The 14644-nt window shown below is 71.5% G+C and carries 13 protein-coding genes; 7 read left to right on the top strand and 6 right to left on the bottom strand.

Translation table 11 applies throughout. The features are described 5' to 3' along the window. Positions 1-105 precede the first annotated feature (105 nt). The 6 genes from FHR82_RS28595 (at position 106) to FHR82_RS28620 (ending at position 6637) form a co-directional block, all read left to right on the top strand. Positions 106-1206 carry a sensor histidine kinase gene (locus FHR82_RS28595; RefSeq protein ID WP_184813662.1) on the top strand — a complete coding sequence of 367 codons (1101 nt, stop codon included), beginning with the start codon at positions 106-108 and terminating at the stop codon, positions 1204-1206. Continuing rightward, a complete protein-coding gene (locus tag FHR82_RS28600) occupies positions 1203-1862 on the top strand; it encodes a response regulator (protein WP_184813663.1) in 660 nt (219 codons plus the stop codon). Before FHR82_RS28595 ends, FHR82_RS28600 begins: the two co-directional genes overlap by 4 nt. 110 nt (positions 1863-1972) lie before the next feature. Continuing rightward, positions 1973-4057, top strand: coding sequence for an MMPL family transporter (locus tag FHR82_RS28605; RefSeq protein ID WP_184813664.1), 2085 nt, complete (start codon positions 1973-1975; stop codon positions 4055-4057). 110 nt (positions 4058-4167) lie between these two features. Next, positions 4168-5499 (top strand): WXG100 family type VII secretion target, encoded by a 1332-nt coding sequence (locus FHR82_RS28610; RefSeq protein WP_184813665.1) that lies wholly within the window; start codon positions 4168-4170, stop codon positions 5497-5499. Then, a complete protein-coding gene (locus FHR82_RS28615; protein ID WP_184813666.1) occupies positions 5496-5885 on the top strand; it encodes a hypothetical protein in 390 nt (129 codons plus the stop codon). Before FHR82_RS28610 ends, FHR82_RS28615 begins: the two co-directional genes overlap by 4 nt. Next, positions 5882-6637, top strand: coding sequence for an ESX secretion-associated protein EspG (locus FHR82_RS28620; protein WP_184813667.1), 756 nt, complete (start codon positions 5882-5884; stop codon positions 6635-6637). Before FHR82_RS28615 ends, FHR82_RS28620 begins: the two co-directional genes overlap by 4 nt. 103 nt (positions 6638-6740) lie before the next feature. On the opposite strand, the gene FHR82_RS28625 is transcribed toward FHR82_RS28620, so the two are convergent. Next, entirely contained in the window at positions 6741-9125 is a 2385-nt protein-coding gene (locus FHR82_RS28625) for a polysaccharide lyase family 8 super-sandwich domain-containing protein (protein ID WP_184813668.1), read from the bottom strand. 174 nt (positions 9126-9299) lie between these two features. Between FHR82_RS28625 and FHR82_RS28630 the strand changes: the two genes are divergently transcribed. After that, positions 9300-9701 carry a hypothetical protein gene (locus FHR82_RS28630; RefSeq protein ID WP_184813669.1) on the top strand — a complete coding sequence of 134 codons (402 nt, stop codon included), beginning with the start codon at positions 9300-9302 and terminating at the stop codon, positions 9699-9701. Here FHR82_RS28630 and FHR82_RS28635 read toward each other — a convergent pair. Genes FHR82_RS28635 through FHR82_RS28655 form a run of 5 tightly spaced genes read right to left on the bottom strand, consistent with a single transcriptional unit; the run spans position 9688 to position 14634 of the window. Further along, positions 9688-10713: an Lrp/AsnC family transcriptional regulator gene (locus FHR82_RS28635; RefSeq protein ID WP_184813670.1), complete on the bottom strand. Its 1026-nt coding sequence runs from the start codon at positions 10711-10713 to the stop codon at positions 9688-9690. The genes FHR82_RS28630 and FHR82_RS28635 overlap by 14 nt on opposite strands. Then, entirely contained in the window at positions 10710-11597 is an 888-nt protein-coding gene (locus FHR82_RS28640; RefSeq protein ID WP_221464405.1) for an alpha/beta fold hydrolase, read from the bottom strand. Before FHR82_RS28640 ends, FHR82_RS28635 begins: the two co-directional genes overlap by 4 nt. Positions 11598-11606: 9 nt before the next feature. Continuing rightward, the gene (locus FHR82_RS28645) at positions 11607-12785 is read right to left on the bottom strand and encodes a M24 family metallopeptidase (RefSeq protein WP_184813671.1); all 1179 of its coding nucleotides are present in this window, start codon (positions 12783-12785) and stop codon (positions 11607-11609) included. Then, complete coding sequence (locus FHR82_RS28650) at positions 12782-13666, bottom strand: ABC transporter permease (RefSeq protein WP_184814132.1); 885 nt, start codon at positions 13664-13666, stop codon at positions 12782-12784. The genes FHR82_RS28645 and FHR82_RS28650 overlap by 4 nt, the downstream gene beginning before the upstream one ends. A 2-nt stretch (positions 13667-13668) precedes the next feature. Next, entirely contained in the window at positions 13669-14634 is a 966-nt protein-coding gene (locus tag FHR82_RS28655; RefSeq protein WP_184813672.1) for an ABC transporter permease, read from the bottom strand. Positions 14635-14644: the final 10 nt, after the last annotated feature.

A 14644-nucleotide genomic window follows, 5' to 3' on the forward strand; every position in this document is an offset into this window, starting at 1 on the left:
CGCGAGATTGCTCCAACCGGAGCAAGCCGGTCAACTGACTGCGAGTGCTCCGCATCAGACCCGTCACCGGGTGTTCACTCCCGTTCGTCTCCCTATGCTTGCCGCATGGAGTGGTCGTGGCCGCCGCGCGGGCGGTTCGCCGACGCGCTGGTCGCGGGTGCGGTCGGCGCGTTCGTGATCGGGTCGACCGTGGTGTCGGCCACGCACGGCGAGGTCGGGCCGTTCAGCTGGCTGCTGGTGATCACGGCGTCGGCGGTGCTGTACTTCCGGCGCCGCCACCCGGTCGCCGTGGCGGCCTGCACGTTGGCGGCCTGCATGCTGTACTACCCGCTGACCGGTCCTGGCAGCCCGATCATGCTGACGTTCATGGCCGCGATGTTCGGTGCGGGCGAGGCCGGGCTGCTGTGGGCCGCGGCGGGGTTCGGGACGCTGGCGCTCGGGCTGACGGTGGCAGGTGAGGTGCTGAGCGAACGCCGCCACCTCGACGACATCTCCTTCTTCCTGCTGTTCGGCTGGCTCGTCGCGTCCGTCGCGGTCGGTGGTGTGGTGCGGACGCGGCGTGCGTACCTGCGGGAAGCGCAGCGAGCGGCGGCGACCGGTGAGCGGCTGCGGATCGCCCGTGAGCTGCACGACGTGCTCGGGCACGACCTCTCGCTGATCAACGTGCAGGCCGCCGCCGCGCTGCGCCGCGTGGACAAGGGCGACACCGGACCGCAACGCGACGCGCTGGCCGCGGTGAAGGACGCGAGCGGGCGGGCGCTGAAGGAGCTGCGGCGCACCCTCGGCGTGCTTCGGCAGGTCGACGAGGCGGCACCGCTCGCACCCTCGGCCGGGCTCGCGGCACTGCCGGACCTGCTCGACCGGTCCAGGCAGGCCGGGCTCGCCGTGCACGGGGCGGTGACCGGCGAAGCGCGCGCGGTGCCGCCGTCGGTGGACCTCGCCGCGTACCGGATCGTGCAGGAGGCGCTGACGAACGTGACCCGGCACGCGGCCGCGTCGCGGGTGGACGTCCTGGTCGCGTACGGCGATCGTGAGGTGGAGGTGCGGGTGGCCGACGACGGACGCGGACCGGACGGAGACGCGGGCTCCGGCATCGCCGGGATGACCGAGCGGGCCACGGAACTGGGCGGCTCGCTCGAGGCGGGCGCGGGTGCCGACGGCGGCTTCGTCGTGCTGGCCCGGCTGCCCATCGGGGGTGCCGCGTGATCCGCGTGCTGCTGGCCGACGACCAGAACCTCGTCCGTGCGGGCTTCCGGTCCATCTTGGACGGTGAGGACGACATCGAGGTCGTCGGCGAGGCCGGGGACGGCGCCGCCGCCGTACGCGCGGCGCGGTCGCTGCGCCCGGACGTGGTGCTGATGGACGTCCGCATGCCACACCTCGACGGCCTCGCCGCGACGAAGGAGATCATCGAGTCGCTGCTCGACGTGCGGGTGGTGATCCTGACGACCTTCGACCTCGACGAGTACGTCTACGGCGCGCTGCGGGCGGGCGCGAGCGGGTTCCTCGTCAAGGACACCGAACCGGAGGAGCTGCTCCACGGCGTGCGGGTCGTGGCCCGCGGCGACGCGCTGCTCGCGCCGTCGGTGACGCGGCGGCTGATCGCCGAGTTCGCCGGCCGGGTCGAACGCCCGGCGCCCAGCCCCCGGCTCGCGTCGCTGACCGAACGCGAACGCGAGGTGACGACGCTCGTGGCCGCCGGGCTGTCCAACGACGAGATCGCCGCGCGCCTGGTGCTGAGTCCCGCCACGGCCAAGACCCACGTCAGCCGCATCATGACGAAACTCGACGTCCGCGACCGCGCGCAGCTCGTCGTCCTGGCCTACGAGTCGGCGATGGTCACGCCCCGCTGGCTCGGCTGACCCACAACTCCCGGCGTACGTGATCACCCTTAGGGGGCTACTGGAGTCGCGGGTCAGGTGTCCTCCCCAGCCCGACGACGGCAACCCCGGTCGCACGCGAGCCTTCCCGCATGACTTCTCCATCCAGATTCGTCCGCCTGGCAGGCTGGGCAGGGCGGCGGCACTGGCTCGCGCTGGCGCTGTGGGTGCTCGTGCTCGGCGGGATCACCGTCGCGGCGCAGGCCGTCGGCTCCGCCTACCGGGACGACCACTCGTTGCCCGGGACCGAGTCGCAGCAGGTCGCCGACGCGTTCGCCGCACGGGGACAGCAGCCCGACGCCATACAGGTGGTGTTCCAGCGCGACGACGGGATCGCCGGCGCCCGCGCGGGAGCCGACGCCGTGCTGTCCGAAGTGGAGCGTCTGCCGAGGGTGGCGGACGTGCAACCGCTGACCGTGTCCGAGCGCGGTTCGGTCGCGTTCGCGACGGTCACGCTCGACGGCGCCGACGTGCCCGCCGAGGACGTGCGCCGGATCATCGACACCGCCCAGCGGGACGGGGACCTGCGGGTCGAGCTGGGCGGTGACCCGGTCCGCGGTGCCGAGGAGTCCGCGGGCGGGGCGGCGGAGGGCGCGGGCATCCTCGCCGCGCTCGTGATCCTCGTGCTGATGTTCGGGTCGTTCCTCGCCGCGTGCCTGCCGCTCGTCACCGCCGTGTTCGCCGTCGGCAGCACGCTCGGCGTGATCATGCTGGCGAGCCAGTTCACCGCGCTGCCGAGCTACGCGCCACCGCTGATGATGCTCGTCGGGCTCGGTGTCGGCATCGACTACGCGCTGCTGATCTTCGCCAGGTACCGCGGCGAGCTGCACCGCGGCGCCGACCGCGAGGCCGCGGCCCGCACCGCGCTCGACACCGCTGGCCGGTCCGTGCTGTTCGCGGGCTGCACGGTGATGATCGCGCTGCTCGGCCTCCTCGCGCTCGGCCTCGGCTCCCTGCAAGGGGTCGCGCTCGCCGTCACGCTGACCGTGCTGCTCACGATGATCGCGTCGCTGACACTGCTGCCCGCCCTGCTGACCGTGTTCGGCAAGCGTATCGAACGGGCCGTGCGCAAGCGCCCGAACCGCGGCTCCGGCGTGGGATGGCGGCGGTGGAGCGACACCGTGCAGCGCAGGCCGGTGCCTGCGCTCGTCGTGTCGCTCGCCGCGCTCGGTGCGCTGTCCGTGCCCGCGCTGGGCATGCAGCTCGGGTTCGCCGACGCCGGCACCGAGTCGGCGGACGCCACCAGCAGGCAGGCGTACGACCTGCTCGCCGACGGGTTCGGGCCGGGGGTCAACGGGCCGCTCGTCCTCATGTCCGATGGCGGCGGCACCGAGGAGCTGGCCGCCGCGGTCGAGCGCACCGACGGGGTGGCGCGGGTCGGCGAGCCGCAACGGCTGGGCGGTGACCTCGGCATGCTGCTGGCGTTCCCGGACAGCGCGCCGCAGGACACGGCGACGAGCGACCTGGTGACGCGGCTGCGCACGGACGTCCTGCCGCCGCTGGAAGCGCAGACCGGCGCGACGTACCTCGTCGGCGGGTCGACCGCGGCGGCCGACGACTTCGCCGCGGCCGTGGCCGACCGGCTGCCGCTGTTCCTGCTGGTGGTGGTCGGGCTGTCGGCGCTGCTGCTGATGGCGGTGTTCCGGTCGCTGCTGATCCCGCTGAAGGCGGCGGTGCTGAACCTGCTGTCGATCGGCGCGTCGCTCGGGGTGGTGACGCTGGTGTTCGCGCCGACCGGGCCGGTCGAGGCGTTCGTGCCGGTGCTGGTGTTCGCGATCGTGTTCGGGCTGTCGATGGACTACGAGGTGTTCCTCGTCTCCCGCATGCACGAGGAGTGGCGGCGGACCGGTGACGCGACCCGCGCGGTGCGGGAAGGCCTCGCGGCCACCGGCGGCGTGATCACCGCGGCGGCCGCGATCATGATCGTGGTGTTCGGCGCGTTCGTGCTCAGCCCCGACCGGATGCTCCAGCAGTTCGGGCTCGGGCTGGCGGTCGCGGTGCTGGTCGACGCGCTCGTGATCAGGTGTCTCGTGGTGCCCGCGGTCATGCGCCTGTTCGGCGCGCGGGCGTGGTGGCTGCCCCGATGGCTCGACAAAGCGCTGCCCACGGTCGCGCTCGAACCGCCGGAATTGCACGCCAAAACGGTGGAATTCACACGTTCGAACAAAATGGGCTGACTGCTCCGATCGGGTGACTTTCCTTGTGGTTCCGGTGAAAAGTGCCGTCGCGCCGTGGTTCGCTGCTCGTGTAATGTCGGTTCGCCGAATTGTGCGAGCTGGGAGTCGTGGTGGATTTTCTCGACACGGTCACGGACGGCATCGAGAACGCCGTCGGGGCGGTCCTCGCCCCGGTGGCGGACACGGCGGGGGCGGCGGCCGCGACGCTGCGCAGGGAGCTCACACAGACCTGGCTCGGCGTGTTCGGCTCCCCCACACCGCCCGGCGGCACCAACTGGAACGCCTACAGCCACCAGGAGCTGTACGCGATGGTCAGCGGTGACGCCGATCCGGGCCAGGTCGGTGAGCAGTCCGCCGTGCTGGACGGGCTGGGCCGCGGCGCGTACGACGCCGCCGACGAGCTGTCGTCCCGGCGGCAGCAGGTCGCCGAGGTGTGGCAGGGCCAGGCGTCGGGCGCGTTCGACAGCACGCTCGACGAGCACACCTCGGGCGGCACCGCGGTCGCCGAGCACGCATCGGCGCTGTCCACGGCGGTGCTGCGCGCGTCGGAGGCGCTGAGCCGGGCGCAGGCGCGGATGCCAGCACCGGTCGACGTCGGCGCCGCGACCTCGTACGGCGCGCTGGCGGGCGGCACGACGGCGGGCCCCGCGTTCGCGCTCGGTTCCGTGTCGGGCGCGGGCGCGAGCTGGTTCGGCGCGGCACTGCTGGCGGCGAACAAGAAGGCTGAGGCGGTCGAGGTGATGCAGGTCTTCGAGCAGAGCCTCGTCGCCGCCGACCCGCCCGACGCACCCGCGAAGCTCCCGCCGGGTGTGCCGGGTGGGAGTGTTGCGCTCCCGGCGCCGCGCCCTGAGCAGGCGGCCGTCGTGGCCGGTCCGGTCGCCGCCATCCCGAACGTGCGGCCCGCCGCGGCCACCCCGGCCGCTCCCGCGAAGACGGCCTCCTCGGGCCCGGGCACCTTCGCCGCTCCGGTACCGGCCACCGGTTCCGCTGCGGCCGGTGGCGTCCCCGGCACCAGCCCGAGCCAGGCGGTCCAGCCGGTCCAGGCGGTCCAGCCGGTCCAGCCGGTCCAGGCACCCGCACCGGCGACGCAGCCGTCCGGCACCACACCGGCCGCGGCCCTCGCCGTCGGTCATCCGGTCGGCGGCGGGCCGGGTCGAGGCAGCCGCGGAGTTGGCGCAGTCCAGGGCCGCAGCGGGTGGTCGAGTGGCCCGGACGGCCGCGCGAGTGGCCGTCCCGTGGCGTGGCGGGACCTCGTCGGCAGGGGCGCGACACCGGGCCTGCTGACCGACACCGAACGTCCCGCCCGCGCCGCCGCTCAGGGCGCCGCCCCCGCGAACAGCGCTCGCCGCGACGAGGACCGCGAGCACCACAACCGCATGCCGCGCGCCGACAAGCTGTTCACCCTCGACGACAGGACACCACCGCCCGTGATCGGGGCATGAGACGGGGAGCCATCATGTACGTCGACTCCGATGAAGACCCCTCCGGCACGAAGGGTGCGCTGGGCCGCGCGGGCGCGGGTGTGTTCGTCAGTCCCTACGAGCTGAACCGGCAGGCGGACGAGCTGGTCCGGCTGGGCGAGGTCCTGCACGAGCGGGTGGGCCGGGCGGAGGTCCAGCCGCTGCGGCTCGGTTCGTCCCCGCCCGCGCTGTGGTTCGCGGCGAAGCTCGCCCGGCTCACGGGCCCGGACGGCACGCCGACCGTGCTGAGGGAGTGGGCGGACGGGCTCACCAGGCTGGGCGGCGAGACCCGCGCCACGGTGGCCGAGTACCGCACCACCGACGACGACAACGAAGGCAGGTTCACCCGTCTCGGTGAGGCCAGGTGACCCGGTTCGGGCTCGTCGAGCTGGACCTGCTCGCCACCCACGCGGGTGCGGCCATCCCGTACCCGCTGCGTGTCCCGTCGTACGGCCGCGTGCCGGAGGAACGCGACGAGCTGTTCGCCGCGGCCGCCGAGGCTCTGCAGGTACGAGGCCTTGCCGACGCGGACGGACCCGCGGGGCCTGCCGCGGACGTGGTGGCCGCGCTGGCGAGGCGCCGCGGCACCGTGGACCTGGTGGTCCGCGGCCCGGGCGGCGAACGCGGCGCGGTCGCGATGGTCTACGGCAAGCACGCGGTGCTGTGCAAGCAGGACTTCGACGGTGAACAGCTCGTGGACGTGCGCCGCATCCCGCTGAGCGCCGTGGCGACCGCGTTGACGGCACTGGTCCCGGACCTGGTGGCCGCCACCGCGATGCCGGTCCGCCTGCCCGCCGCGGCGACGCTGGTCACGGCGGGCCACCACCACGTGGTGGCAGCACACGGCGGCGACCCTGACGAGCTGGATGCCCTGACAGACCTGGTCAGCGCGGTGGACGGCGGCGGCCAACTGGGTGCGACAGTCACCACGCGAGAAGGCGGCGACGTGAAGGACACGCGCACCGCCCCGGAACTGTGCTGGCTGGACACCCCGTCGGGCCGGGTCCGGGTGACCACTCCACCCGCGCCGGAACCGGACGGGTGGGTCAGCGTGAACCCGTTGTCCCCGAGCACGCTGCGCCAGGCGGCCGAGACGCTGGTCGAAGCACTACGCAGGTGACCCCACCCGGCGCAGCTCACGCACCGGAACACCCCGGCAACGAACCGAAGCGCCACTCGTCAAACACAACGAGCAACCGCCGCGACCCCATCCCTGTGGACGACTACCGCAACACAGCAGAGAACGTCCGCCCGTAAGCCCGCCACGTGCGAACCCGAACCAGAGTCCCCCCAGCGACCCGCCGCACCTCAACCCCTTCGTCCGCACTCACCACCCGAAAAGCACCACGCAGAACCACGGACACCGACTCCTGCCCCATGGTCGGGTCCGACACCGCGACCGTCACCGTCCGGTCGGGTGAGCGTCGCACCAGCACCGACCCCGGCCCGTGGACCGACACCCATCCCGCCCGCTGCCACCCGCCGCCGAACGCGTTGACCCCCACCAGCCCTCGGTGTGACACCGCCTGCACCGCGGGCGTGTTCGCCACCACCCGTGCGGACGTACGCACCGCGCCTTCCGAAGCGTTCGGCACCAACGCGAACGCACACGTCCCCCGCACCACCACCGAGACGACCCGCTTCGTCACCGCGGTGTCCGGGTTGGACACCCGCACCACTCGCTGACTCCGCGTCACCACCGCCTGCTCCACCTCCGGCCGGCCGGACAGGAACACGTAGCCCACCGACGCCCCGGACGTCCGGTTCGCCCACCGCAGCCACTCCCGCGACCCGGTCACCACCACGTCATCGTCGGCAGCCGCGATTCGACTGTCCACTGTGGTCACCGCGTCCGGTGACACTCCGGCGGCCAGCACCACCACCTCGTCGTCGAACAGGAACCACGACTTCGTGGCCCTGGCGTTCGGGTACGCCACGAAGTCGTCGGGTAACAAGCCCGCCTGCTTGTCCACGTACGGCACGTCATCCGACAGCACCATCCCCGCCACACCATACGCCCCCAAGGTGGCGCCACCCGAGAACTCGTTGGTACCACAGGGAAAGTACACGTACTTGTTCTGCAGCGAGGACGACGACGTGAACCCGGCCGCCGGGTTCTCGTACCAGAACCGCCCGTACAGGTCCGGCACCGTCTGACGTTCCTCGGGCAAGGTGGTCACGCCGGAGAGCCGGTACGGTGACACGGTCGTGTAGTAGTCGACCCCGAACGAGTCGGACTGGTCCTGGCCGGACAGGTACAGGTAGTGCGCGCCGTCCCCCTGGAACCAGGGCATCAGGTTCTCACCGTTCATGTACTCGTACTTGCTGATCCGCGACGAGCTCCGCGCCACCGCGAACGCGTACCCCGGCCGCCGGTGCACGGTCCGGTCCATCGCGTTGAACGCCACCGAGCGCGACGGCGGGTTCAGGTCCGCCGCAGGCACAGGAGAAGCCAGCACGTCGAAGTACCGCTGCACGCTGACCGGCGACACGAACACCGAAGCGTCCGCCACCCGCAGGAACTTCACGTACCCCTTGAGCGGCACCGGATCCGACACGTAATCCGCCAGGTCGACGATCGCCTCCACAATGGACGCCACATCGCCGTAGCCCGCGGTCGACCGCGACACCGCGCGCCCCTTGACGACCTCCATCAGCCAACCCTCGAAGATCAGCGGCGCGAACCCGTCGACCACCCATCCCCGCACGACCTCGACGAGCGCGGCGTCACCCGCGTACGCCGTGCCGTCGAGGATCTTCACCGCCTGCACGACCCGTGTCAGCAGCGCCCTGCCGTACGAACCCGTGTAGGCGACGGAGTGGTGCTGGATGAACGACCCGTCGGCGTAGTACCCGTCGGTCACCCCGTGCTGGAGGTCGTACGGGTCGACCGTGGCGAACACCGTCCGCTGGTCGGCGACGGCCTTGGTCACCCTGGCCTCGGCACCGAGCAGCGCGCCCTGCAGGATCCGGTTCGTGGTGATGTCGGCGAGGTTGGCACCGGTGTGGAAGCGGGAGTCGAGGTCGACGTCGCCGTCCTTGCCGTTGCGCAGGTAGGCGTCCATCGACGCCACGTACGTCGACACCAGGTCCGCCGGCGCGTCGAGCAGCAGCAACGCCTTGCTGGCGCTCGTGGAGATGCCGATCTCCCAGTTGAACCAGTTGCCGTAGTAACCGGCGCTCTGGTCGCCGTAGTACGACTCGTGCAGCCACTCGAGGCCGTCCAGCACCCGCTGCCGCACCGCGCTGTCACCGAACAGTGCCGAGCCGGGGGCACGGGTGGCGAGCGCGATCTCGTACAGGTTCTGGAAAGCGCGGTTCAGGTTCGCGTCGCTGGTGCCGAGCGGCAGGCCGGCGAACAGTTCGCCCTCACCGGCGGCGTCCATGTCCGCGAGCCGTGCTCTTGCCGCCTGCACGATCGCGGCGAGTTTCGGCGCGACCTCCTGGCGTGCGTTCGACGAGGCGGTACCGGCGAAGACCTCGATGGTGTTCGTCTTCAGCCGGGCCAGGTCGGTTGCCGGGTCGGCGCTCGCGGGCACCGGTCGAGCCAGTGCGAGCAACCCGGCCGCGGGTACGAGTGACAGGACATGACGGCGTGACAGTTCCATTGGACCCCCGATCAAAGGCCGTTGTGCCCTAGATGGTCGTCGTTCCGGCCCCGTGGATCAAGGAGTGTGCAACGCATCGGCGCATCCGCGATAACAATTGGCTTTTCGTGCCCTCCAGCCGTAACGGCGGCGCGGCGCGGTCCGAAGGACTGCGCATCTCCACGATTGGAGGCGATGACGATGCCGGCCTGGAACCTCCACCGGCCCCGCCGGGACCCCGGAGAAGCTGCCGCCTACCAAGTCCTGCGTGCCGCGCGGTGGCTCAACGACCACATGCGGGCCTACGCGGGCCGCGCACCGATCACCACCGACATGGTGGCCGACCTCGTCGTGATGGCCCGGCACGGCGACCTGGTGCAGATCGCGGTCGACGGCTACCAGAACGGGAGCACCGTCGCGACCTGGCTGGTGCGCGTCACGGAGGCCGGTTTCCACCCGCAGGACCCGGCCGCGAAGCCCGCCGACGCCGTGCTCCGCGGTCTGCGCTACCGGGTGGTGCCGAACCGGATGGGCCGGGAACACCTGTACCGGCACCTGTTGCGGTGCAGCTGGACCGCGCCCGTCAGCCGCCGCTGACCGCGGTGCCCTGGCCGAACGGCACTGCCGCGTCCGCGTGGTGTTCGGCCAGTTGGTCGCGCCACCACGGGGTCTCGACGAAGCCACGCTTCAGTGACAGCAGCTCCACCGACGCATTCCACCCGACCACGCCCGCCATCTTCGCGAGCGTGGCGGTGGTGAACTCGAACAGGCCGCGTGTCGACTCGGCGATCACCTCGCACAGCAAGGAGTTCCCGTCGAGCGTGGCGCCGAGGTAGCGCACGGACGGGTGGCGGACGAGTGCCGCCGCGACCTCGTTCAGCTTCGACGGTTCGACGGTGACCCACATCAGCGTCTCCGCCTCCAGGCCGAGTGCCTGCGCGGGCACGATCGTGAACACGGCCGCGCATCGTTCGCCGATCATGCGCTCGAACCGGCGCCGCACGGTCGACTCGTTGAGGTCCAGAGCACCCGCGATGGTCTTGAAGCCCGCGCGGCCGTCGTCCCGCAGGTGGTCGAGGATCGCCCAGTCGACCTTGTCGAAGTGGTCCGGCGAGCACAGCGGCACCTCGGGTGGCAGCGCGTCACGGTCGTCGAGCAGCTGCTTGTACCAGTCGTGGGACACCTTGTAGACGTGCAGCAGCAGGTCGCTGTACCACCGCTGCACGCCGTCGATCTGCTGCAGCTCCAGCATGGTCTTCGGGTAGCGGGTAGGCCCCGAGTTGACCACCAGCTCGATGCCGATGTCGTACGAGCCGGTGATCAGCGACGCCCACCGCACGTCCGGGCGGGCGACCAGCTGCTCGGCCACGTCGAGCTGCGTGCCGGGCCGGCAGCCGATGCGGGTGAAGAACGTCTCCACGGGGCCGGTGCTGCCGAGGCTCGGCAGCACCGCCACCTTCAGGAGGTTGTCGGCCACGAGCTGCTGGGCACGCCGCGCGACCGTCGGCACCGACGTCTCGCACAGCGCGGCGATCGACGTCCAGCTGGCGCGCCCGTCACTCTGCAGCGCGATGATGATCTGGCGGTCGAGGTCGTCGAGAGGCCTCATGTGCTTCGGATGACTCCCGCCAGGAACTCGCGCACCACCTTCGTCCACGCCTCGGCCTCCTCGATCTGCGGCGAGTGGCCCGACTTCTCGAACACCACCAGCCGCGAGCCGGGGATCAGACTAGCGATCAGCTCACTGCACGCCACCGGCGTGATCCAGTCCGTGCGGCCGACCGTGATCAGCGTGGGGGCCGTGACCTGCGGCAGCACCGGCTTCAGGTCGTAGTTCGGGATGTTGACCTGGAACGCGTAGTTGTGCGCCTCGTACCGGTACGGGGTGGCCGCGACCTTCTTCTCGACCGCCTCGGGGTCGTACACGTAGTCGTACAGCGGCAGGATCTCCCGCCAGCAGTCCCGCAGGTCGTCGTCGTCGCGGACGGTGCCCGCGAAGATCCGGTCCAGCTTCTCGCGGTCGATCTCCACCCGGGTGTTGGCGAGCGCGTTGGCCAGCGCCTTCTCCTCGTGCGAGTTGTCCGGCGAGGTGTCGCGCAGCACCATGGCCCGCACGCGGCCGGGGTAGCGGGTGGCGTACTCCATCGCCATGAACCCGCCGTACGAGCCACCCGCCATGATGACCTGCTCGGCGCCGATCCACTGGCGCAGACCGTCGATGTCGGCGGCCCACTGCTCGTGGCTGAACGTGCCGTTGCCCTCGCTCTGCCCGGAACCGCGGGCGTCGAAGACCACGACCCGGTAGGTGTCGGCGAGCCTGCCGAAGCTCGCGCGCGGCTCGGCCCGCGAGCCAAGCCCCGGCGCGCCGTGGTGTGCGATCAGTACCGGTGCGCCCTCGGGGCCGAGCACCTCGACCGCGAGCCGGTTGCCGTTGATCTCCACCATCCGCGCCTCGGTGGTGGCGGCGGCGAACTCTGGCGACACGTCGTTCACGGAAACTCCTCAGACGGGGATGACGCAGTGGTCGAGGCTGCGCGGGTACGAGGTGAGCGGGCGGGAGCCGTCCTCGGTGACGAGCATGGAGTCCGAGATCCGGTAGCCCGCGTGGCCGGGGACGTAGATGCCCGGCTCGTTGGACACGATCATCCCGGGCTCGAGCACGGTCGCGTCGCCGTCCTCCAGCCACGGCGGCTCGTGCATGCCGAGGCCGATGCCGTGGCCCTGCCGGTGCCGCAGGTAGCGGCCCAGCCCGGCCTCCTTGACGACCGCGAGGCAGGCCTCGTTGGCAGAACGGCACTCCGCGCCCGGCTTGATCGCGTGCCCGCCGACCTCCTGTGCCAGGCGGATGGTCTCGTGGTAGCGGCGCTGCTCGTCGGTCGGCTCGCCGAGCACGAACGTCCGCTCCCCCTCGACGAACCGGCCGCCGACCGCGCAGCCGAGCGACAACATGAACGTGTCACCGGGCCGCAGCCGGTAGCTCGACGGCAGGCCGTGCGGGTAGGAGGAGTTGGCACCCGCGTACACGAGCCCGCCGGCGAGGAAGGACACCACGACGACGTCGGTGTGCTCGCCGTACATGGTCGAGGTGCCGACGCGCCCGACGTGCGTGGCCAGCTCGGCCTCGCTGGGCAGCGCGGCGCCGGTGGCGAGCGCGTCGGTGACCAGCTTGACGCCCTCGGTCAGCATGACGTCGGTGATGCGGGCGGCCTCCTGGTGCAGCACGACCTCGCCGGGCTCCTTGACGTACCTGGCGACCGTGACGAGGTCGGTCGGCACCAGTTCCGCGGTGGACAGTGCGGCCGCGGCGGCACTGAGCCGCGCGTAGGTCATCGACGTGGTGTGCCCTGCCTTGCGCCGTCCCGCGCCGACCGCGCCCGCGAGCACCGCGAACGGCGGCACCACACCCGGGTACTCGGGGTAGGACACCAGATCCGCGACCGCGTGCTGCGCCTCGGCGTGTTCACGTTCCAGCTCGGGCAGCAGCAGGGTGGCGCCGCCGTCGGCGGGCAGCCACACCGCGACCGGTCGCTCGCACGGGTGGTGGAAGAACCCGGTCAGGTAGGCGACGTCCTCCGGGTCGTCGGTGAGGACCGCGTCGAGCCCGGCCTCGGTGGCACGGGCACGCACCCGGTCCTGGACACGCTCGAAGAACGCGCGGTCCAGTCTTTGCGAGAAGGTCACTTGTTCCGCCTTGGGTTACGGGCGTCGTTGTACGCGGTGGAGAGCAGCGTCGACGCCAGCACGAGCAGGAAGATGGCGAGTGAGGGGAACAGCGGCAGCCACCACGCGGTGGACATCGCGCCGGCCTGCTGCGCCTCGTAGAGGATCCGGCCCCACGACCACGTGTTCGGGTCGCCGAGGCCGAGGAAGGCCAGGCCCGCGGCGGACAGGACCGCCCGCGAGGAGGTCAGCACGACCGACACCAGCACCAGCGGCATCACCGCGGGCACCACGTGCCGCCGGATGATCCACACCGGTGAGCCCGTCATCAGCCGCGCGGCGTCCACATAGGGCAGTCGCACCACGGAAAGCGCCTGCGAGCGCACGACCCTCGTCACCTCGGGCCACGAGAACGCGGCGATCACGAGGATGATCGTCATCGTGCTCGGGCCGACGAGGGCGGCGACGAGGATCATCAGCGGCAGGATCGGCAGCGACAGCGTGAGGTCCACGACCACGCTGATCACCGCGTCGACCCGGCGGAAGTACGCGCCGATCACCGCGAGCAGCGTGCCGAACACGATCGCGATCAGCGACGCGGCCGCCGCGACGAGCAGGCTCTGCTGCGCACCCCACACGACCTCGGCGAACACGTCGAGCCCGAGGCTGTCCGTGCCGAACCAGTGCGCACCGGACGGCGGCGCGAGCACCGTGTCGCCGTAGCCCGCCGGGTAGTCCGCGAGCAGCGGTGCGGCGATCGCCGCGATCACCAGCAGCACCAGCACGGCGAGGGCCGCCACGCCGAGCGGCTCGCGCCGGAACCGCCGCCACGTCAGCCGCGCCGCCCTGGGTGGCGCGTCGACGGACACCGCCTCGGCCTGTTGTGCCTGCGGAGTTGTCATGGTCACGAGGCCGCCTTCACGCGTGGGTCGAGGATGCCGTAGGCGATGTCGGTGATCATGTTCACGGCCACCACGGTCACCGCGAGCAGCAGGAACGCACCCTGTAGCACCGGGAAGTCCAGCTGTGTGACCGCTTCGTAGATGCCGCGGCCGATGCCCGGGTAGGCGTACACGGTCTCGATCAGCACCGCGCCACCGACGACGAACCCGAGTTGCAGGCCGACGAGCGTGGTGGTGGGCAGCAACGCGTTGCGCAGCGCGTGCTTCCACAGCACCCGCCTGGCGGGCAGGCCGTTGGCGTTGGCCAGCACCACGTAGTCCTCGCCGAGCGCGTCGATCAGCGACGACCGCATGGTGAGCACGTACGCACCGAGCTGGGCGAACACCAGCGACAGGCACGGCAGCACGAGGTGCGAGATCACCGACAGGTACCACTCGCCGCCGTACGTGCCGTCGGTGTACGCACCACCGATCGGGAACCAGTTCAGCTGCAGCCCGAAGACGTACAGCAGCAGGATCCCGAGGCTCGGCACGAACAACGACTGCCCGGTCACGGCGACGATCTGCACGAACCGGTCCCACAGCCCGCCCCGCCGGGACGCGGCGAGCACCCCCAGCGGGATGCCGACGACGACCGTCACCAGCAGCGACGACGCGGCGAGCAGCAGTGTCCACGGCAGCCGTTCCATCAGGACGGTCGTGACCTCGGTGTTCTGGTGGAACGAGATGCCGAGGTTTCCTTGCAGCAGCTGCCACAGGTACTTCACGTACTGGACGGGCAGCGACTCCTCGAGGCCGTACTGCGTGAGCAGGGCCGCCCGGGTCTCGCGTGTCATGTTCGGGTTCGCCACGGCCAGCGCCGGGTCCCCCGGCAGCAGCCGGAGGAGCAGGAACGTGACCGTCACGGCGAACCAGAGCGTGAGCAGGCCGCGGCCGACCCGCTTGAGCACGAACAAGAACAGCGACATCCGGGCGGCC

Origin of the sequence: Actinophytocola algeriensis, assembly GCF_014203735.1 — a bacterium.
Classification (GTDB): domain Bacteria; phylum Actinomycetota; class Actinomycetes; order Mycobacteriales; family Pseudonocardiaceae; genus Actinophytocola; species Actinophytocola algeriensis.

Coding starts and splice junctions, on each gene's coding strand:
- FHR82_RS28595 (WP_184813662.1), top strand. CDS start 106: ATGGAGTGGTCGTGGCCGCCGCGCGGGCGGTTCGCCGACGCGCTGGTC.
- FHR82_RS28605 (WP_184813664.1), top strand. CDS start 1,973: ATGACTTCTCCATCCAGATTCGTCCGCCTGGCAGGCTGGGCAGGGCGG.
- FHR82_RS28615 (WP_184813666.1), top strand. CDS start 5,496: ATGAGACGGGGAGCCATCATGTACGTCGACTCCGATGAAGACCCCTCC.
- FHR82_RS28625 (WP_184813668.1), bottom strand. CDS start 9,125: ATGGAACTGTCACGCCGTCATGTCCTGTCACTCGTACCCGCGGCCGGG.
- FHR82_RS28630 (WP_184813669.1), top strand. CDS start 9,300: ATGACGATGCCGGCCTGGAACCTCCACCGGCCCCGCCGGGACCCCGGA.
- FHR82_RS28635 (WP_184813670.1), bottom strand. CDS start 10,713: ATGAGGCCTCTCGACGACCTCGACCGCCAGATCATCATCGCGCTGCAG.
- FHR82_RS28650 (WP_184814132.1), bottom strand. CDS start 13,666: ATGACAACTCCGCAGGCACAACAGGCCGAGGCGGTGTCCGTCGACGCG.
- FHR82_RS28655 (WP_184813672.1), bottom strand. CDS start 14,634: ATGTCGCTGTTCTTGTTCGTGCTCAAGCGGGTCGGCCGCGGCCTGCTC.